The sequence below is a fragment of the Ruegeria sp. BHSC029 genome, from assembly GCF_059613085.1.
The window spans coordinates 640,894-660,204 of sequence record NZ_JBXWRU010000001.1; the positions used below are offsets into that span (position 1 = coordinate 640,894).

Genomic DNA, 19,311 nt, shown 5'->3' on the forward strand with positions numbered 1-19,311 from the left:
CAGACACGCGCGGATACGCTGCCAGAGACACCGTGCAGCGGAGACACAGACGACCCTTGTTGTAGCTATAGTTGACGATCTGGAAACTCTACCGCCGCGCCCGATATTGCATCGAAGACGGTCCAGATCCCGCTAGTCCGCGTACAGTTTCGTCGCCCAATTCGAGGCTGGATGCCCGAGTCGCAGTCAACCGCACACGCCACAATTGACAGAGCAAATGCCCTGAACACTATACCAAAACGGGTGCGGTGGTGGTGCCCAAGGAGAGACTCGAACTCTCACGCCCGTGAAGGCGGGGGATTTTGAATCCCCTGCGTCTACCATTCCGCCACTTGGGCCACGCGCATTGAATTACCGCCCATCTTGCCGAAGGTCCAGAGGCAAAAATCGGTCAATCGACGATCAGCCCGGGACAGATCGGTTGACGCCCCGTCGGACGCGTGGTTTGCCTCGTCATGACAAAGCTTGGGAACACGTGCTGATGCTGCAATCGCTTTATGATCGGACGATCCGACTGGCCGACCACCCACACGCCCTGTGGGTGTTGGCATTTGTGGCATTCATCGAAAGCTCGGTCTTTCCGATTCCACCCGACGTGCTGATGATCCCTATGATTCTGGCGCGCCCATCGCGGGCATGGCTGATTGCCACCGTTGCACTGGTGTTTTCGGTCCTGGGCGGCCTTTTGGGATACGCAATCGGCGCGTTCTTCTACGACAGCATCGGACAACCCATCCTCGAAGCGATGGGCAAGGGTCACGCGATGCAGGAATTCAACCAGCGGTTCAACGATTTCGGGTTCTGGGCCGTTCTGACCGCCGGTGTCACGCCTTTCCCGTACAAAGTCATCACGATCATGTCCGGCTGGACGGGAATGCCGCTGGGAACGTTCATCGCCACTTCTATTCTCGCCCGCGCTCTGCGGTTCTACATCGTCGCCGGGTTGCTTTGGGGCTTTGGCGAGCCGATCCGGGACTTCATCGAAAAGCGGCTTGGGCTGATGTTCACCTTGTTCATCATTCTTCTGATCGGCGGATTTCTGGTGGTGAAATACATATGACGCGGAAACGGACACTCATTTTGCTGGCCGCGGGTGGGTCTGCAGCTTTGCTTCTTGCGGCTTGGGGGTTCCAGTATCTGGGCGGCATGGCCCCGTGCAAATTGTGCATCTGGCAACGCTACCCGCATGGTGCGGCTGTGTTGCTCGGCGTGCTGGCTTTTGCATTTCCGGGCGTGCGCCTGCTGCCCCTCCTCGGCGCAGCCGCTGCCGCCACCACGTCCGGCATCGGCGTCTATCACGCCGGGGTCGAGCGCGGCCTGTGGGAAGGCCCGTCCAGTTGCACATCGGGCAGTATCAGCGGCCTGTCCGCCGAGGAGTTGATGGAGCAGATCATGGCCGCCCCGTTGGTACGGTGCGATGATATCCCGTGGGAAATGTTCGGGCTGTCCATGGCTGGGTGGAACGCACTGCTGTCCGCAGGTCTGGTTCTGGTGTGGCTGGCCGCCTGGCGCGCGCGCTGACCCTATTAGGCGTCCAGTTCCGCGTCCCAGTACAGAAAGTCGATCCAGCTTTCGTGCAGGTGGTTCGGCGGAAATTTCCGTCCGATATTCTGCAGCATACTGGCGTCAGGCTGCCGAGGCGGCTTGCGCAGGCTCATCCCCGCCTGACGCAGCGATTTCGACCCCTTGCGCAGATTGCATGGACTGCAGGCGGCCACCACGTTCTGCCAACTTGTGACACCCCCTGCTGCACGCGGCACGACATGGTCGAAAGTCAGTTCGCCCCGGCTGCCGCAGTACTGGCAGCGGAATTCATCCCTAAGAAATAAATTAAAGCGCGTGAAGGCCACGCGCTTTCTGGGTTTCACATAGTCTTTCAGGACAACCACCGACGGTATTCGGATCACCGTACTCGGGCTGCGGACCACTTCGTCATACTCGGCGACGATATCGACCCGGTCCAGCCAGGCGGCCTTTATCGCCTCCTGCCAGGGCCACAGCGACAGCGGATAGTAGGAAAGCGGGCGGTAATCGGCGTTCAAAACCAATGCCGGATGGTGCTTGAGGGCACCTGGCTCCCTGACAAATTCGGTCCTGAAATCTCCGTCCATGGCTGAATCGCTCCTCGCTCTCGGCTGCCTGTATGGGACACCAGAGCGGGGAGCACCCGCCCCGGTCTTAACTTAACTATATATCGTGTTAAAACTCTGACAAGTCCTGTTTTTCCACAACATCTCGGTAACGGACTATTCTGAATCCGTAACAATCACGTGACAGTTATCCACAGCTTGCGCAGGTCCGGAACTGAGAGTATGGCGGAGCTCATGTCATGGTTCATCCGCTTCAACAAACCCTTTGACGTGCTGCCGCAGTTCACCGACCGGCAAAATGCCGACTCGCCCCGCAGCACCCTGTCGGATTTCATCGACCTGCCGGGGGTCTATCCGGCCGGGCGGCTGGACCGTGACAGCGAGGGGCTGATGCTGTTGACCGACAATGGGCGGCTGCAATCCCAGATCTCGGATCCCAAGCACAAAATGCCCAAAACCTATTGGGTCCAGGTCGAGGGCATCCCGGATGCGGCTGCCATTCGGGCCCTGCGCGACGGGGTCGAGTTGAATGACGGCATGACCCGCCCAGCCAAGGCGCGGCTGATCGACGAACCCGAGGGTCTGTGGCCACGCACGCCCCCAATCCGCGAACGCAAGACGGTGTCGGATTGCTGGCTGGAACTGACCCTGCGCGAGGGGCGCAACCGGCAGGTGCGCCGCATGACGGCCGCCGTGGGCCACCCCACCCTGCGCCTGATCCGCGCCCAGATCGGAGACTGGACACTGGACGATCTCGCACCCGGCAGCTGGGACAGCCTGCCGATGCCCATTCTGGAAACCGCCCCCCAACGCAAGCGGGACCGGCGTCCGCGGCGGTGACTTTTTCGGCGATTTCCTCTATCATATTTCCATGAAAGTAGCAGCCGGAATCCCGTCGCCTTCGGGCATTCTCGAGGCCGCGCTGTATGTCGATGATCTGGACGCCGCCGAACGGTTCTATGGCGAGGTTCTGGGCTTGGAACGCATTCAGCGCGTCAAAGGTCGGCATGTGTTCTTTCGGGTCGGCGCCTCGGTGTTGCTGTTGTTCAACCCGGACCAGACGAAACAGCCCACGACCAACCCTGACCTGCCGGTGCCGCCGCATGGCGCACGCGGTCCGGGGCATGTGTGCCTGATCCTGACGCGCGACCAGATCGCGTCGATGCGCAAGCATCTGCTGAACTGGAACGTCCCGGTCGAGGCCGAGTTTGACTGGCCCAACGGGGCACGATCGCTCTATGTGCGCGACCCGGCCGGAAATTCGGTGGAGTTTGCCGAGGGTCACCTGTGGGGGTGACCCTGCCGCGTCACAGGCTCAGCTTGTCGCGCATGAAGGCCAAGGCGACGCCCAGCCCGTCGGGCGCGATACCGTGGCCGGTGCCCTTCATGACATGAGCAAAGACCTCCTTGAAGCCTGCGCGCTGCAGGGCCTCGGCGGCCTCGGGCAGCGATTGCGGCGGCACCACGTCATCGGCATCTCCATGAACCAGCAGTACAGGCATCCGGCTGACCACCTCGTCGGCCAGCAGGTCCGGCTCCAGCAGGCGGCCCGAAAACGCGATCACGCCGGCCACCGGGTCTTCGCGGCGCGGGGCCACGTGCAGGCTCATCATGCTGCCCTGGGAAAAGCCGAACAGCACCACCTGCTCGGGCAGCACGTCCTCGTCCACCATCAGGGCATCGAGAAAGGCGTTGAAATCCTCGACCGCCATTTCCATGCCGCGCCGAGCCTCTTCCTCGGACGAGCCGTCGATCCACGGGATCGGAAACCACTGATACCCGTTGGGCATGCCGGGGATCTGCTCGGGCGCGTCGGGGGCCACGAACAGCGTGTCGGGCAGGTGTTCGCCCAGAACGTCCGCAAGCCCCAGCAGATCGGCCCCGTTGGCGCCATAGCCGTGCACGAACACCACGACCGAGCGCGTGTCGCCCGAAACCGGCTCTTTGCGGAGCGCGTTCAAAACCCGTGTCATCTGATCCCTTCCCTATCCTTGGCCACGCGGTAATAGGCCCACAGAACCCGGGCTGCAACCGACCGCCACGGCGACCACGCCTCGGCCATTTGCCGCAGCGCCTTGTCGGTCGGCCGATCCGGCAGGCCGTACAGCATCCGTGCGGCCTCCTGCAGGGCCAGATCGCCGGGCGCGATCACATCCGCCCGCCCCAGCGAGAACATGGCATAGATCTCGGCCGTCCAGACCCCGATGCCCGGCACTTGCGTCAGGGTCGCAATGACCACGTCATCGGGTGCCTGGCGCAGGGCCTTGTAGTCGATCCGCGCATCGGCCAGCGCACGGGCATAGCGGATCTTCTGGCGGCTCAGCCCCACGGCGCGCAGCTCATCATCGGTGGCCCATTTGATCTTGCGCGGCCCGGTCAGGCCGGCCTGCTGCATCCGCCCCCAAATCGCGTTGGCCGAGGCCACGCTGACCTGCTGGCTGACGATGGCGCTGAGCAGTTGCGCGAAGCCGTCGGGCCGGCGGCGCAGGGGCAGCGGGCGGGTCAGTTCGATCGCGTGCGCCATGCGCGGACAGGCGTCAGACAGCCACTCGGCCCCTTCCGCAACGCATTCTGGTGTCTCGATAATTCGACCAACGGTCATGGCTGCTCCGGGTGGCGGTTCGGGGCGCAGGTTAGGCTGCTTTGTCGCATATGCAACCCGCTTGTATGTCCGCCGGTTCGCCGATACCCATTTGCGCATGACGATGACCAGCACCGCCCCCGACGATACCCGCGCCAAGCGCAACGTTGCCGTTCTGGTGGCGGCGCAGGCGATTCTGGGCGCACAGATGCCGATGATCTTCATCGTCGGCGGATTGGCGGGCCAGTCGCTGGCCAGCAACGCCTGCCTCGCCACGCTGCCGATTTCGCTGATCGTTCTGGGGTCGATGCTGGCGGCCACGCCTGTCTCGGCCATCATGCAGCGCTGGGGCCGCCGCGCCGGGTTCCTCGTCGGCGCAACCGCCGGAGCGGTGGGCGGCGCCGTAGGAGCCTATGGCCTGTACCTAGGGTCGTTCCCCGTCTTTCTTGTCGGCAGCCTGCTGACCGGCATCTACATGAGCGCACATGGCTTCTATCGCTTTGCCGCCGCCGATACCGCGTCGGACGCATTCCGGCCCAAGGCGATCTCTTACGTCATGGCTGGCGGTCTGGCTGCGGCCATCATCGGGCCGCAGGTCGTCAAACTGACCTCGCAGGCCTATGTCATTCCGTTCCTGGGCACCTATTTCGCGGTGATCGCGGTGAACGTCATCGGTTCGGTCCTGTTCCTGTTTCTGGACATACCGACACCCGACCGCCCATCGCAGGATGCACCCAAAGGCCGGTCGCGGCTCGAACTGCTTAAAACCCCGCGCATCGCCGTGGCCATCATCTGTGCCATGGTCTCATACGCGCTGATGAACCTTGTGATGACTTCGACGCCGCTGGCCGTTGTCGGCTGTGGCTTCTCCGAAGGTGATGCGGCGGATGTGGTCACCAGCCACGTTTTGGCGATGTACGTTCCCAGTTTCTTCACCGGCCATCTGATCGCCCGGTTCGGGGCCGAGAAGATGGTTGCCATCGGGTTGGCGATTTTAGGCGGCGCGGGTGTCGTCGCGCTGCAGGGCGTTGAGATCGGGAACTTCTTTCTGGCCCTCGTGCTGCTTGGCATCGGCTGGAACTTCGGCTTCATCGGTGCCACCAGCATGCTGGCGGCCGAGCACGATGTGCATGAACGCGGCCGCGTGCAGGGCCTGAACGACCTGCTGGTGTTCGGAGGCGTGACGATTGCGTCGCTGGCCTCGGGCGGATTGATGAACTGTTCTGGCGGGTCCCCGGTCGAGGGATGGACCGCCGTCAACCTGGCGATGGTGCCGTTGCTGACTTTGGCGGGCGGCGCGCTGCTGTGGCTGGTGCTCAGACCCCGCGAGGCCAAACTCTCCTGATCACCACCGACCGGTGGTCGCGGTCCAGATCAGTGACACGCGCCGTCGGATCTCGCCCACGTTCAGCGCACCAGCAGCGACCCGACCGGGCTCAGCCAGCACATGACGCAGGACGCGGTCTGCCTGCCAGCCGCCATAAAGCGCAGGGCGCGCCTGATCCGAAACATCGGCGCGACGCGCCCGGGCCGCGGCCATCCGGTCCAGCGCGCGCTCGGCCAATTGGCGCACCCCGTCCGGTGTCCCATCCAACAGGGGGACGCGCCCGCGGGCTTCAAGCTCGGGGATGGCGCGAAACCAGTTCGCCACACCGACCGCGTAGCCAAAATCGCGCAGGACCGTTTCGTCGGCGGCACCCAGGGCTTGCGCCGAGGCGACCATCAGCGACCCGGCGCTGTGGGTCAGGTAGGCCTCGAAGTGTTCCTCATCCTCGAACGGATCCCGGTAGATATCCCAACGCCTTACGGCCACATATTCATCCAGCATCGCCGCCAGATGCGGGGACAGGACGCGCGACAGGGGCGTGACCACCTCGTGCCGCCGCACGGAGGGTCCTTCGGCGATCTCCTGCAGCGCGTCGCGCCACCATTGCAGGCGCATTTCCGCGATCATCGGCTCTTGGGTGACCCACGGCGCGCGGGCGACCTCGATATTCATCGCATAGATCGGAAACAGCACGGCCCGCGCCTGAACCGGCGCCGCCATCGCGGCCATGAACCGATCAGGGTCGGCCCGGTGGACCAGCGCCGCGCAGGCCTTGACGTCGTCTTCGAAGGGCACGCTCACCCGGCCACCACCGATTGCGGGCTGCAATCGCGCACCAGCTTCCACTGGATGGCCTCCAGCAGAGCCTCGAACGAGGCGTCAACGATGTTCGCGCTGACCCCTACCGTGGACCAGCGCCGCCCCTGCCCGTCTTCGCTGTCAATGATGACGCGGGTCACCGCCTCGGTCCCGCCTTGGGTGATGCGCACCTTGAAGTCCACCAGGTGCATATCGTCCAGGATGGGCGAGTACTGCCCCAGATCCTTGGCCAGCGCCTTGGCCAGCGCGTTCACCGGGCCACGGTCGCTGCCGCTCTCGTCCATCGACTCACTGACCGACAACTTCTTCTCACCGTCCACCTTCACCACGACGACCGCCTCGGACAGGCTGACCATCTGGTTGTACTTGTTCTTGCGCCGCTCGACCGTGACCTTGTAGCGCTTGACCTCGAAGAATTGCGGCAGCTGGCCCAGTTCATCGCGGGCCAACAGCTCGAAACTGGCCTGCGCTGTGTCATAGGAATACCCCTCGGCCTCGCGCGCCTTGATCCGTTCAAGGATGCGCCCCAACGCCGGGTCGCCCGGCTCCACCTGCAACCCGGCCTCGGTCAGGCGTTTGCGCAGGTTCGACTGGCCGGCCTGGTTCGACATCGGAATGATCCGCGCATTGCCCACGGTGGCCGGATCGACATGTTCATAGGTCGAAGGGTCCTTGAGGATCGCACTGGCATGCAGCCCCGCCTTGTGCGCAAAGGCCGACGCCCCGACATAGGCCGCCTGTTTGCTGGGCACCCGGTTCAGGATGTCGTCCAGCATGCGGCTGATGCGGGTCAGACCGGTCAGCGCATCGCGGCTGACCCCGATCTCGAAGGCCGAGGCATAGGGTTCCTTCAACAGAAGCGTCGGGATCAGGGCGGTCAGGTTGGCGTTGCCGCACCGCTCACCCAGCCCGTTCAATGTGCCTTGGATCTGGCGTGCGCCGGCATCCACGGCCGCCAGAGAACAGGCCACGGCATTTTCGGTGTCGTTGTGGGTGTGGATGCCCAGCCGGTCGCCGGGAAAACCCGCCGCGATCAGCTCGGACACGATCCGCCCCACTTCGGCCGGCAGCGCGCCGCCATTGGTGTCGCACAACACCACCCAGCGGGCACCGGCCTCCAGCGCAGCCTGGCAGACCCGCATGGCATAGGCGGGGTTGTCCTTGTAGCCGTCAAAGAAATGCTCGGCGTCGAACAACGCCTCGCGCCCCTGCGCCACGATATGCGCGACCGAGGCGCGGACGTTCTCGACATTTTCCTCCAGCGAGATCCCCAGCGCGTCGGTCACGTGATAGTCATGCGACTTTCCGACCAGACAGACCGCCCGCGTGCCGGCGTTCATGACGGCGGCCAGCACGTCGTCATTCTCGGCCGAGCGCCCGGCCCGCTTGGTCATGCCAAAGGCGGTCAGGCAGGCGCGCGTCTTGAGCGCGGCGTCAAAAAACGCGCTGTCGGTGGGGTTCGCACCGGGCCAGCCGCCTTCGATATAGTCCACCCCCAAAGCATCCAGCGCCTGCGCGATCTGGACCTTTTCGGCGGTCGAGAACTGAACGCCCTGCGTCTGCTGCCCGTCGCGCAGCGTGGTGTCATAGAGGTACAGGCGCTTTTTGGTCATTCCACGCCCTCCAGCCTGCTGGCGTCAAAACCCGCGCCGGGCACCAGTTCGACCCCGTCCTTGTTCATCCGCACTTCCAGACCAGCCGCCAGATAGACGGCCTTCAACCGATCCACTTCCGAGAAATCCTTGGTCTGCATCGCCTCGGCCCGAACACGGGCCAGCCGGTCGGCATGGACCGACAGATCCACGCCGTCGGTTTCGGCCCAGGCCCCCATATCAGGCTCCAACAGGCCCAAGACCCGCGCACTGGCCAGCAAGGTCGCGGCGTCGCCGTCCGAGGCCAGACGATGCAGCTCGGCCAGGGCGCCCGCCGTGTTCAGGTCATCGGCAAGCGCCTCGATCACCGCGGGCGCCGCGCTGGCTGCGGGTTCGATGCCCGCAGTCAGCGCCCGCCACTTGCGCAACGTGGCCTCAGCCTCGCGCGCCTTTTTCTCGGTCCAGTCCATCGGCTTGCGATAGTGGGTCTGCAGGAAGACGAACCGGATCACCTCACCCGGCACGCCCTGATCCAGCAGGTCATGCACGGTGAAGAAATTGCCCAGCGATTTGGACATTTTCTTTCCCTCGACCTGCAGCATCTCGTTATGCAGCCAATAGCGCGCGAATTCGCCGTGCGGATGGGCGCATTTGCTCTGGGCGATCTCGTTTTCGTGGTGCGGGAACATCAGGTCATTGCCGCCACCATGGATGTCGAAACTCTCGCCCAGCAACTCATAGCTCATGGCCGAGCATTCTATATGCCAACCCGGACGCCCCCGGCCCCAAGGAGACTCCCAACCGGGCAGTTCATCATCCGAGGGCTTCCACAGCACAAAATCCATCGCGTTCTTCTTGTAGGGCGCCACCTCGACCCGCGCGCCTGCGATCATGTCATCGACCGACCGGCCCGACAGCTTGCCATACTCGTCGCGCCAGCTGTCCACCGCGAACAGAACATGCCCCTCGGCCTCATAGGCGTGCCCCTTGGCGATCAGGTCCTCGATCATGGCGATCATCTGGTCGATATACCGCGTGGCCCGCGGCATCTGGTCGGGCTCCAGCGCCCCCAGCGCGCCCATGTCATGCAGGTACCAGCCGATCGTCTCGTCCGACCGCTCTTGCACCAACTGCTCGAGCGTTCCTTCGGCCCCGGCCCGCTTGCGCGCCAGGGCCGTCGCGTTGATCTTGTCATCGACGTCTGTGAAGTTGCGCACATAGGTCACATGCGCGGGCCCGTAGACGTGACGCAGCAGACGGTACAGCACGTCAAACACCACCACGGGCCGTGCATTGCCCAGATGCGCCCGGTCATACACGGTGGGACCACAGACATACATCCGCACGTTGTCGGGATCGATCGGAACGAAATCTTCCTTCGTCCGGGTCCGCGTGTTGTGCAGTTTGATCGTCGTCATGCGTCTGGCTCCTGGATACAGCAATAGCGTGCGCGTTGACGCGGGCTTAGCAACTTGTCTCAGGGAAGAAAACGAAAGAAACCGGCCCGCGTGAAAGTTCAGCAGGGAATGCAGCAGATAATGATGCAGGTCTTCCGGTTCATGGCCCATCGCATAACACGCCCGGTCCCGCGCGCCAAGACTTCTATTGCCGGCGGGGGAAGCTGATTGACAAATCATCGCGGCTCTGACCCATTCGGCGGACTTGCTGCAACGGAGGCGCGCCATGAAACTTTCGCACCGCATCACGCATCTGACCGGAGGCGGTTCGGACGGGTGGGACGTGTTCTATCGCGCGCGCCGCATGATTGCCGAAGGCCAAGCCGTGACCGAACTGACCATCGGCGAGCATGACATCCGCACCCACCCCTCGATCCTGGCCGAGATGGACCGGTCGGCGCGCGCGGGCCATACCGGATACGCCATGGTGCCGGGCACGGATCTGCTGCGCGATACCGTAGCCGCGCGGGTGCAGACCCGCACGGGCGTTCCCACCACGCGCCACAACGTGCTGATCACCCCGGGCGGACAAGCCGCACTGTTCGCCGCGCATATGGCAGCGTGCGACCCGGGCGATGTGGGTCTCTATCTCGATCCATTCTACGCGACCTATCCCGGCACGATCCGCGGAGCCGGCGCGATCGCGCGCGCGGTTCAGACCCGGGCCGAGGATGCCTTTCAGCCCGACGCAGCCTTGATCACGGAACAGGCCGAGGGTGCCGCTTCGCTGCTGATCAACACGCCAAACAACCCGACCGGGGTCGTCTATTCCCGCGAGACCCTGACCGAGATCGCCGATCTGTGCCGCGAACGCGACATCTGGCTGATTTCGGACGAGGTCTATGACACGCAGGTCTGGGACGGCGCACACCTGTCGCCCCGCGCCCTGCCCGGTATGGCCGACCGCACCCTGGTCGTGGGCTCGATGTCGAAATCCCACGCCATGACCGGGTCGCGCTGTGGCTGGATCGTTGGCCCCGAAGAGGCCATCGACCATTTGATCAACCTCGCCACGCACACCACCTACGGGGTTCCGGGATTCATTCAGGACGCTGCCAGCTTTGCGCTGACCGCCGGGGACGAACTGGAGGAAGAGGTCGCGGCCCCCTTCCGCCGCCGCCGCGCCCTGGCGATGCAGGTTCTGGCCCGACAGAACACGGTGGGCCTGATCCCGGCTCAAGGCGCGATGTATCTGATGCTGGACATCCGCGCGACGGGGCAAAGCGGCGAAGACTTCGCCAATGCGCTGCTGGACACCCACGCCATCGCGGTCATGCCCGGAGAAAGCTTCGGCCAAGCCGCCGCTGGACATGTGCGCGTGGCCATGACCATTGACGATGACCGGTTCGCCGCCGCCCTTCAGACCCTATGCGATTTCGCCGCCCGGTTGGCGAGCCAGACGGCGGCCGAGTGACCGAGACGGGTTTTGTTCAGAACCGGAAGGTCGTGCGCAGATTGAAGGTGTTGGTGTCCAGATCGCCGCGCGACCGCGTGACATCGTTGAAATTCTGCCGCAAGGCTTCGCCACTGATGATCAGCCGGTCGCCCAGAGGATAGGCTACGCCGATCCCGTAGACGGCCGCCGTGTCGCTGTCGCCCGAAGTATTCGCCCGCGCGGCACCCACCACGACGTAGCCCAAAACGCGCCCGAACTCGTACCCGCCGCGCAGTTTCACGCGGGATACGCTGTCCAAACTGCCCTCCGAAGCGCCCAGGTCGAGGTTCAGCCGGTCATATTCCAACTCACCCCCGACGACGAAGCTGCCAAGATCCAGATCGTATCCGATATTCGCGCCGATGCTGCCCGAATTGCTTCCACTGCCGCCGGGGCCGTCCGCGTCGGCATAACCGAAGGTGAACCCTGCATAAGGCCCGGTCCAATCCTCGGCCAACGCCACCTGCGCCGCTGGAATCAGCAGGACCGACAGCAAGGCGCGGATCAGTTTCATGCAGACCTCCGGTTTTTGTTCAGCACCCTTTGCGATTGCAACAGATGCGGTGATGTGCACCTCAATTAAACACGTGCTTTGGTGCCGTCAGATCAATTCAAGTCACGCAAATCTTAACAATAAGTAATGGAAGCATAACATATTTCGCCCTTTGCGTGAGGATTTCCTGCGGCGTTCATCGAAGTTTCAAATTTTCGGGGCCAAAAGCGACATCGGTCGCAAACAGGACAGATTGCTTGCGCGGACCCTGACACCATTCGTCGCAGGAGTTGAGGACCACATGCCAAACGATATCTGGAAGATCTGCCTGATCAGCCGCACCATCGGTGCCGATCGGGGGCGTGCGGCACGAGGACGGCCGTGACGGGTTGAAGCTTCCCCCTTTTGACCTGACTTTCAATTTGGAATCCTCACCATGAACGACCACTCCCGCTCAACGTCCCGCAGTGGCGGCCGCGCCGCCCGACGGGCCGCCCGTGCCGCGGCCCTGCCCGAACATCTACGCCCCGTCCGCCCGGGGCTTGAGGGCGGCACCTACAAACCGCTCAGCCAACAGGACATGGAGCGTATTCACTCCGCCGCTCTCGATGCGCTCGAAACCATCGGTCTGGCCGACGCGCCACCCAGCGGGATCGATTACCTGGTCAATGCCGGCTGTACGCTGGGCGATGACGGACGCATCCGTTTTCCCCGGGCGCTGGTCGAGGACACGATCGCCCGCGCCAACCGCTCGGTAACGCTGTACAGCCGCGACGGCAAAACCGATCTCGAACTGTCCGGCGGACGCGTTCATTATGGAACCGCCGGTGCAGCCGTCAGCATGGTCGACGCCCAAGGCCGCAACTACCGCGACTCAACCGTGCAGGACTTGCACGATGCCGCGCGGATTTGCGAACAACTGGACAATATCCATTTCGTGCAGCGCCCCATGGTCTGCCGTGACATCACCGACAACCGCGAGATGGACCTGAACACGATTTATGCTTGTTGTTCTGGGACTTACAAGCATGTCGGAACATCCTTCACAGACCCCAGCTATGTAGCTCCGGCCATGGAAATGCTGCATATGATCGCTGGCGGCGAGGATAAATGGCGTGAACGGCCCTTCGTCTCGAACTCGAACTGCTTTGTCGTGCCTCCGATGAAATTCGCGACCGAGAGCTGCCAGGTGATGGAAGAATGCATCAAGGCGGGGATGCCGGTCCTGTTGCTATCCGCTGGGATGGCGGGTGCCACGGCCCCGTCAACGGTGGCCGGTGCGATTGTCCAGGCTACGGCGGAATGCCTGGCAGGTCTGGTTTATGTAAACGCCGTAAGCCCAGGCGCTCCGGCGGTTTTTGGCACTTGGCCCTTTGGTCTTGACCTCAGGACCGGTGCGATGAGCGTCGGGTCCGGCGAGCAGGCCCTGCTGACGGCAGGCTGCGCCCAGATGCACAAATTCTACGACCTGCCCGGCGGCGCTGCAGCCGGTGCTTCGGACTCCAAACTGCCCGACATGCAAGCCGGATGGGAGCAGATGTGTTCCAACGTCATGGCCGGGCTGTCCGGCCTGAACATGGTCTACGAAGCAGCCGGCATGCACGCTTCGCTGCTGGGTTTCTGCTTTGAAAGCCTGATCCTTGGTGACGATCTGATCGGTCAGGCCCTGCGATGCGTTCGTGGGATCGAGGTCACGGACGACACGCTGGCGCTGGACCAGATCGCGTCGGTCTGTCTCGGTGGCCCGGGTCACTACCTGGGAACCGACGCAACACTCAGCCGGATGCAGGCCGACTATGTCTATCCAGCGCTTGGCGACCGGACCTCGCCCAAGGAATGGGCCGAGCTGGGCAAGCCGGACCTGGTCGAAAAGGCCACCGCGCGCAAAGAAGAGATCCTTGGCGCTCCGTCTCCGGCGCGTTTCGATCCGGCGCTGGATGCGGAACTCAGAAGCAGGTTCAACATTCACTTGCCTGCATAACCAATTGAAAAGCAGCCCAGATCGCTCTGGGCTGCCTCGTTTTTCAAGCTGTTAACCGTTGCTGGGCGGCAGCAGACCGGCTTCTTGCGCGGCTGCGATTTCGGCCTCATCCAGAGCGCCGTCACCATTCGCGTCCAAAAGCGAGAACGCATCGGCATCCATGTCGGGCACAACGGCCTGAACCTCTTCGATGGTCAGAACGCCGTCGCCATTTGCGTCAGCCGAGCTCTGCGCGAATGCAAGCGCAGGGAACCCGAGGGCAACTGCGGCCAGAACGGCCAGTTTCTGAGAGTTCATTGTCAGTCTCCTGATAGGGGGTTTGTGGTAGTCTGTCCGGACAGGCACACAAAACACCTGCTCAGCCGCACTGTCATCGGCCGCAGAGATTTTTCCGCAATTCGCGCCAATCCCTGCCCGTTTGGGCCATTTGGAGTCGCAAGCTTTCGCTGTGCCAAGCCGCCCGCTGGCGCATCGGCACAACTTCCCTCATCCGTACCCCCGTTCCCGGCAATCTGCCGCTCAGCCCGACCGAGTCGAAAAAAGAAAGGGGGCCGAAGCCCCCTGTCAGTTTTGCTGTCCAGGCTCAATTCGTTGACCGCCCGGTATTTTTTTGCCTGCGGCCTGGACTGCACATGGGACGAGCGCACCCGCCCCGTGAGAGAGTGGGAAGGACCGATATTCCGCCCCACCCTGTTCCCGGCCAGCACGGGCATGCCGGCCGAGTGGACCAAGGCGACCTAGGGTAAGTCTCAACGCCCTGATCCGTATTCGTCGGGACCGGAAGTCCGGGGGGAAATCCAGGTCCCTACACCCCGCCTGGCGGGGCGTTTGCCTTAGCTACACCCGCTGGTTGCCCCGCAGGTGTTGCATTTCATGCAGGTGCCGTTGCGCACCAGCGTGTAGTTTCCGCATTCGCCACAAGGATCACCCTCGTATCCCTGCATTTTGGCTTTGGTCCGGGCATCCATCCCGGTAGCCGTTTCGGTGACGACGGTGGTTTCGCTCTTGGTTTCAAAGGTCACGGCCGCTTCGGACAGTCCGGTCGCTTCGCCGGCGGCGCCGTTGAACATCATCAGGTCCTGCGGCAAACGCTTGCGCAAATAACCGGTCGAGCTGATCTGTTTCAGAACCTCCAAGGATTTCGAAGCCGCGCTGTCGCTGATCTCCGAGACGTTCGATACACCCTCTTCTTCGCCACGACCCAAGTCGTCGAATGTTGCGCCCTCGGGTTTCACATGCGCCAGGTCGGTGCGATCGAGGTACGACACGGCCAGTTCGCGGAAGATGTAGTCGAGGATCGACGTCGCGTTCTTGATCGAGTCGTTGCCCTGAACCATCCCGGCCGGTTCGAACTTGGTGAAGGTGAAGGCGTCGACAAACTCTTCCAGCGGCACGCCATATTGCAGACCGACCGAGACGGCGATGGCGAAGTTGTTCATCATCGCACGGAAGCCAGCGCCTTCCTTGTGCATGTCGATGAAGATCTCGCCCAACTGCCCATCTTCGAATTCGCCGGTGCGCAGATAGACTTTGTGCCCGCCCACGATCGCCTTTTGGGTATACCCCTTGCGACGATGCGGCAGTTTTTCGCGGTGACTGCGGATGATCTCTTTGACCACCACCTTTTCGACGACCTTCTCGGCCAGGGTCACGGCCTTTTCCTGGATCGAGCCGCTTTCGAGGATTTCAGCCGCTTCGTCGTCATCCTCGACCAGCGCCGCTGCCAGCGGCTGGCTGAGCTTGGACCCGTCGCGATACAGCGCGTTGGCCTTGACGCCCAGGCTCCAGGACAGCTCGTAGGCCTTCTGGCAATCTTCGATCGTGGCGTCATTAGGCATGTTGATCGTCTTGCTGATCGCGCCCGAGATGAAGCTTTGCGCCGCAGCCATCATGGTGATGTGGCTGTCAACACCGAGGAACCGCTTGCCCTTCTTGCCGCAGGGGTTGGCGCAGTCGAAGATCGCATAGTGCTCGGGCTTCAGATGCGGGGCCCCTTCCAGGGTCATGGTGCCGCAGACATGGTCGTTGGCCGCGTCGATATCCGACTTGCTGAAACCCAGATGGCGCAGCATGTCAAAGGTCGGATCGTTCAGCTTGCTGGCCGGGATGCCCAGGACGCCGGTGCAGAAATCCTCGCCCAGCGTCCACTGGTTGAAGACAAACCGGATGTCGAACGCGCTTTCCAGCGCGGCGTCGATCTTGGCCAGCTCGTTCGGGCCGAACCCGTGACCGGTCAGCGAGGTGTGGTTGATCCCCGGCGCGTTGCCGATGGTGCCATGCCCGACTGCGTAAGACACGATCTCCTCGATCTGGGCCGAGGAATAGCCAAGCTTTTCCAGCGCCGACGGCACCGAGCGGTTGATGATCTTGAAGTAGCCGCCCCCGGCCAGTTTCTTGAACTTGACCAGCGCAAAGTCGGGCTCGATCCCGGTGGTGTCGCAGTCCATCACCAGTCCGATCGTGCCGGTCGGCGCGATCACGGTGGCCTGCGCGTTGCGGTAGCCGTTCTTCTCACCCAGGCTCAACGCTTCGTCCCAGGCGCTCATGGCCAGATCGACAAGGCGTTTGTCCGGACAGTTGGCGTGATCCAGCGGCACCGGCTTGACCGACAGCTTCTCATAGCCCTCGGTCACACCCTGGGCAGCGCGACGGTGGTTGCGGATAACCCGCAGCATATGCTCGGCATTGCGCTTGTAGCCGGCGAACGGCCCCAGCTCTCCGGCGATCTCGGCCGAGGTGGCGTAGGCAACGCCGGTCATGATTGCGGTCAGTGCGCCACAGATCGCCCGACCCTCGTCCGAGTCGTAGCCATAACCCATGTTCATCAGCAGCCCGCCGATGTTGGCATATCCCAGACCCAGCGTACGGAAGTCATAAGACAACTGCGCGATCTCTTTCGACGGGAACTGCGCCATCGTCACCGAGATTTCCAGCGTCAGCGTCCAAAGACGGGCCGCGTGCATGTAGTCGGCCGCCTGGAACTCGCTCTCCTTCAGGAAGGTCAGCAGGTTCATCGACGCCAGGTTGCAGGCCGTGTCATCCAGGAACATGTATTCCGAGCACGGGTTCGAGCCGCGAATCTCGCCGTCTTCGGGGCAAGTGTGCCATTCGTTGACCGTGTCGTGGAATTGAATGCCCGGATCGGCGCAAGCCCAGGCCGCGTGGCCGACTTTTTCCCACAGATCGCGTGCTTTGACCGTGCGGGCAACCTTGCCGTCGGTACGATTGATCAGCTCCCAATCGGCATCTTTCTCGACCGCCTTCAGGAAGGCGTTGGTCACACGGATCGAGTTGTTCGAGTTCTGCCCCGAGACCGAGCTGTAGGCCTCAGAGTCCCAATCGGTATCATAGGTCGGGAACTCGATGCTGTCGTGGCCCTGCTTGGCGTAATCCAGCACGCGCTTAATGTAAGTCTCGGGTATCGCGACCTTTTTCGCCTCGCGGATCGCCGTTTTCAGCGCGTCATTCTTCTTGGGATCATAGGCATCCGCTTGCGCGCCGTCCCAGGCGCGGATGGCCTCGAAAATGCCGTTCAGCATCTTCTCGTGCATCTTCGATCCGGCAACGATCGAGGCCACCTTCTGCTCTTCGATCACCTTCCATTCGATGAATTGCTCGATGTCAGGGTGATCTGCATCGACGATCACCATCTTTGCTGCTCGACGGGTTGTCCCGCCTGATTTGATCGCGCCAGCGGCGCGGTCGCCGATCTTGAGAAAGCCCATGAGGCCCGAGGACTTGCCGCCACCCGACAGCGCTTCGCCTTCCGCGCGCAGATGGCTGAAGTTGGTCCCGGTACCCGAGCCGTATTTGAACAGGCGCGCCTCGCGCACCCACAGATCCATGATGCCGCCTTCGTTCACCAGGTCATCGTCGACCGACTGGATGAAGCACGCATGCGGCTGCGGATGTTCATAGGCCGATTTCGACTTGGTCAGTTTGCCGGTCTTGTAGTCCACATAGTGGTGACCTTGGGCCGGGCCGTCGATCCCATAGGCCCAGTGCAGACCGGTGTTGAACCATTGCGGGCTGTTCGGCGCGGCACGCTGTGTCGCCAGCATATAGCGCATCTCGTCGAAATAGGCGCGCGCGTCCTCCTCGGTCGAGAAGTAACCGCCCTTCCAGCCCCAATAGGCCCAGGCACCCGCGAGGCGGTCAAACACCTGCTTCGAAGACGTTTCGCCACCAAATTCGGCATCGTCGGCCGGAACCGAGCGCCACAGAAACTCGGGCACGTCCTTCTCACGGACTTTTTTCAGTTTGCTGGGAACGCCGGCCTTGCGGAAATACTTCTGAGCGATCACGTCGCTGGCGACCTGGCTCCACCGAGAGGGGACCTCGATGTTATCAAGGCGGAACACGATCGTTCCATCCGGATTGCGGATCTCGGACGTGACGGACACGAAGTCCAATTCTGCGTATGCGTCCTGCCCTGCCTTGGTAAATGTTCTTTCAATCTTCATGTCCGCCGCCCTAGATCAATCAGCCCAAATTCGGTTGTCCGGCACCAATTCCGTTCTCTGGCGGGGTGCCGCCCGCCTTGACCGCCGATCAGGGACGCAGAGGACCGGGCGCTGCCTTTGGCAGCGCAAACCCGTTTGCACGGTTGCACGTCAGTTTGGAGTGCTTTCCGACCCTCGCCCTATGCCAATTCCGGCTATTCCTACCAGATTTAGTGGCAACTCACTCGGCCCATACAATCTGGCGTATCTACCCATAGTTGGTCAACGGCATTTTTTGGCTTCTAACCAAAACTTTTCTGTTGACCGCAAAACCGCAGGATGGGCCAAGGCACAACGCGCCGATTCCTCCACAACGCTGTCCACAAAACCGTGCAGATCGGTCAAATCGGATTTTCTTTTTTCCCGGCCCGGTTACGAGAAAATGGTCACCTGCCCGCCCGTGCCCCATACTGTGAGGAGAATCACCAATCTTCGTGGCAGCGCAACGCGATGCATCACGACACACAAATGACGGAGTGCGCCCTGAAAACCTCGATTATCCGTTTGTTTCCGGTCCTTACCTTGCTGGCCGCTTGTGCGACGCCCGAGCCGGAACAATCTTCACGCAGCGCTCAGTTCGCCGAATACCCCGATCAGTTATTCAGCACGTTCGAGATCAGCTGCGAAGGTCCGGAGGAACGGTTCACACGGCCCGAGCGCAGCAGTTTCGAGTGCCGTTCCTCTCTGCCTCCGGAAACCACCGCGTTCTTGATCCTCAACTATGACGGTTACCCGCAGGACTTGCCCAAAGGGGTGCGCCGCATGTCTTCGACCCGCAATCAGGCCGGTTACCGGGTCGATGCCGAGTTGTTTTTCCTGGTCCCCCAGAAGGACGGAGCGACGATCAAGGTTCCCGTCGAAAGCTCGGTTCTGGATGATGAATTGACACGGCTCTACCGGTATTTCGGTGGAACTCCGTTGTAAGGAAAGTGGTCGGGGCGGCGAGATTCGAACTCACGACCCCCTGTACCCAAAACAGGTGCGCTACCAGACTGCGCCACGCCCCGGACCGTGCGCCTTCCTAACGGCGTCAT

Annotated in this window: 17 protein-coding genes and 2 tRNA genes; 8 read left to right on the top strand and 11 right to left on the bottom strand. The window is 62.5% G+C overall.

The window, feature by feature from the left end:
• Nucleotides 1–252: 252 nt before the first annotated feature.
• Nucleotides 253–338 (bottom strand) — tRNA-Leu (locus tag AC2FML_RS03110).
• Between the two features lie 143 nt (nucleotides 339–481).
• Between AC2FML_RS03110 and AC2FML_RS03115 the strand changes: the two genes are divergently transcribed.
• The gene (locus tag AC2FML_RS03115) at nucleotides 482–1,060 is read left to right on the top strand and encodes a YqaA family protein (protein ID WP_093962156.1); all 579 of its coding nucleotides are present in this window, start codon (nucleotides 482–484) and stop codon (nucleotides 1,058–1,060) included.
• Entirely contained in the window at nucleotides 1,057–1,521 is a 465-nt protein-coding gene (locus AC2FML_RS03120) for a disulfide bond formation protein B (protein WP_496781927.1), read from the top strand. Before AC2FML_RS03115 ends, AC2FML_RS03120 begins: the two co-directional genes overlap by 4 nt.
• Nucleotides 1,522–1,526: 5 nt before the next feature.
• On the opposite strand, the gene AC2FML_RS03125 is transcribed toward AC2FML_RS03120, so the two are convergent.
• Nucleotides 1,527–2,111, bottom strand: coding sequence for an HNH endonuclease (locus AC2FML_RS03125; RefSeq protein ID WP_170359119.1), 585 nt, complete (start codon nucleotides 2,109–2,111; stop codon nucleotides 1,527–1,529).
• 213 nt (nucleotides 2,112–2,324) lie between these two features.
• Between AC2FML_RS03125 and AC2FML_RS03130 the strand changes: the two genes are divergently transcribed.
• Nucleotides 2,325–2,930: a pseudouridine synthase gene (locus AC2FML_RS03130; RefSeq protein WP_496782012.1), complete on the top strand. Its 606-nt coding sequence runs from the start codon at nucleotides 2,325–2,327 to the stop codon at nucleotides 2,928–2,930.
• 31 nt (nucleotides 2,931–2,961) lie between these two features.
• On the top strand, nucleotides 2,962–3,387 hold the full coding sequence (locus AC2FML_RS03135) for a VOC family protein (protein ID WP_170437622.1): 426 nt from the start codon (nucleotides 2,962–2,964) through the stop codon (nucleotides 3,385–3,387).
• A 10-nt stretch (nucleotides 3,388–3,397) separates the two neighbouring features.
• On the opposite strand, the gene AC2FML_RS03140 is transcribed toward AC2FML_RS03135, so the two are convergent.
• Nucleotides 3,398–4,063, bottom strand: a complete 666-nt coding sequence (locus tag AC2FML_RS03140) for an alpha/beta hydrolase (protein ID WP_170338468.1) — start codon at nucleotides 4,061–4,063, stop codon at nucleotides 3,398–3,400.
• Nucleotides 4,060–4,692, bottom strand: coding sequence for a DNA-3-methyladenine glycosylase family protein (locus tag AC2FML_RS03145; protein ID WP_170359113.1), 633 nt, complete (start codon nucleotides 4,690–4,692; stop codon nucleotides 4,060–4,062). Before AC2FML_RS03145 ends, AC2FML_RS03140 begins: the two co-directional genes overlap by 4 nt.
• Nucleotides 4,693–4,789: 97 nt before the next feature.
• Between AC2FML_RS03145 and AC2FML_RS03150 the strand changes: the two genes are divergently transcribed.
• Entirely contained in the window at nucleotides 4,790–6,016 is a 1,227-nt protein-coding gene (locus tag AC2FML_RS03150; RefSeq protein WP_496781929.1) for an MFS transporter, read from the top strand.
• On the opposite strand, the gene AC2FML_RS03155 is transcribed toward AC2FML_RS03150, so the two are convergent.
• Genes AC2FML_RS03155 through cysS form a run of 3 tightly spaced genes read right to left on the bottom strand, consistent with a single transcriptional unit; the run spans nucleotide 6,017 to nucleotide 9,827 of the window.
• Nucleotides 6,017–6,793: a squalene/phytoene synthase family protein gene (locus tag AC2FML_RS03155; protein WP_496782013.1), complete on the bottom strand. Its 777-nt coding sequence runs from the start codon at nucleotides 6,791–6,793 to the stop codon at nucleotides 6,017–6,019.
• Between the two features lie 2 nt (nucleotides 6,794–6,795).
• Nucleotides 6,796–8,430: a citramalate synthase gene (gene cimA, locus AC2FML_RS03160; protein WP_496781931.1), complete on the bottom strand. Its 1,635-nt coding sequence runs from the start codon at nucleotides 8,428–8,430 to the stop codon at nucleotides 6,796–6,798.
• Nucleotides 8,427–9,827 carry a cysteine--tRNA ligase gene (gene cysS, locus AC2FML_RS03165; RefSeq protein ID WP_496781933.1) on the bottom strand — a complete coding sequence of 467 codons (1,401 nt, stop codon included), beginning with the start codon at nucleotides 9,825–9,827 and terminating at the stop codon, nucleotides 8,427–8,429. The genes cimA and cysS overlap by 4 nt, the downstream gene beginning before the upstream one ends.
• A 265-nt stretch (nucleotides 9,828–10,092) precedes the next feature.
• On the opposite strand from cysS, the gene AC2FML_RS03170 reads away from it, so the two are divergent.
• Nucleotides 10,093–11,280: a pyridoxal phosphate-dependent aminotransferase gene (locus AC2FML_RS03170; RefSeq protein ID WP_170511015.1), complete on the top strand. Its 1,188-nt coding sequence runs from the start codon at nucleotides 10,093–10,095 to the stop codon at nucleotides 11,278–11,280.
• Between the two features lie 16 nt (nucleotides 11,281–11,296).
• Here AC2FML_RS03170 and AC2FML_RS03175 read toward each other — a convergent pair whose 3' ends face one another.
• Nucleotides 11,297–11,815 carry an outer membrane protein gene (locus AC2FML_RS03175; RefSeq protein WP_496781935.1) on the bottom strand — a complete coding sequence of 173 codons (519 nt, stop codon included), beginning with the start codon at nucleotides 11,813–11,815 and terminating at the stop codon, nucleotides 11,297–11,299.
• 415 nt (nucleotides 11,816–12,230) lie between these two features.
• On the opposite strand from AC2FML_RS03175, the gene AC2FML_RS03180 reads away from it, so the two are divergent.
• Nucleotides 12,231–13,775, top strand: coding sequence for a trimethylamine methyltransferase family protein (locus tag AC2FML_RS03180; RefSeq protein WP_496781936.1), 1,545 nt, complete (start codon nucleotides 12,231–12,233; stop codon nucleotides 13,773–13,775).
• Nucleotides 13,776–13,826: 51 nt separating this feature from the next.
• On the opposite strand, the gene AC2FML_RS03185 is transcribed toward AC2FML_RS03180, so the two are convergent.
• Both AC2FML_RS03185 and AC2FML_RS03190 read right to left on the bottom strand, forming a co-directional pair.
• Nucleotides 13,827–14,072: an EF-hand domain-containing protein gene (locus AC2FML_RS03185; RefSeq protein ID WP_093962168.1), complete on the bottom strand. Its 246-nt coding sequence runs from the start codon at nucleotides 14,070–14,072 to the stop codon at nucleotides 13,827–13,829.
• Between the two features lie 536 nt (nucleotides 14,073–14,608).
• On the bottom strand, nucleotides 14,609–18,238 hold the full coding sequence (locus AC2FML_RS03190; protein ID WP_496781938.1) for a vitamin B12-dependent ribonucleotide reductase: 3,630 nt from the start codon (nucleotides 18,236–18,238) through the stop codon (nucleotides 14,609–14,611).
• Nucleotides 18,239–18,745: 507 nt separating this feature from the next.
• Here AC2FML_RS03190 and AC2FML_RS03195 point away from each other — a divergent pair.
• Nucleotides 18,746–19,201 (top strand): hypothetical protein, encoded by a 456-nt coding sequence (locus AC2FML_RS03195; protein ID WP_170359098.1) that lies wholly within the window; start codon nucleotides 18,746–18,748, stop codon nucleotides 19,199–19,201.
• Nucleotides 19,202–19,207: 6 nt separating this feature from the next.
• Here AC2FML_RS03195 and AC2FML_RS03200 read toward each other — a convergent pair.
• Nucleotides 19,208–19,284 (bottom strand) — tRNA-Pro (locus tag AC2FML_RS03200).
• Between the last annotated feature and the right edge of the window lie 27 nt (nucleotides 19,285–19,311).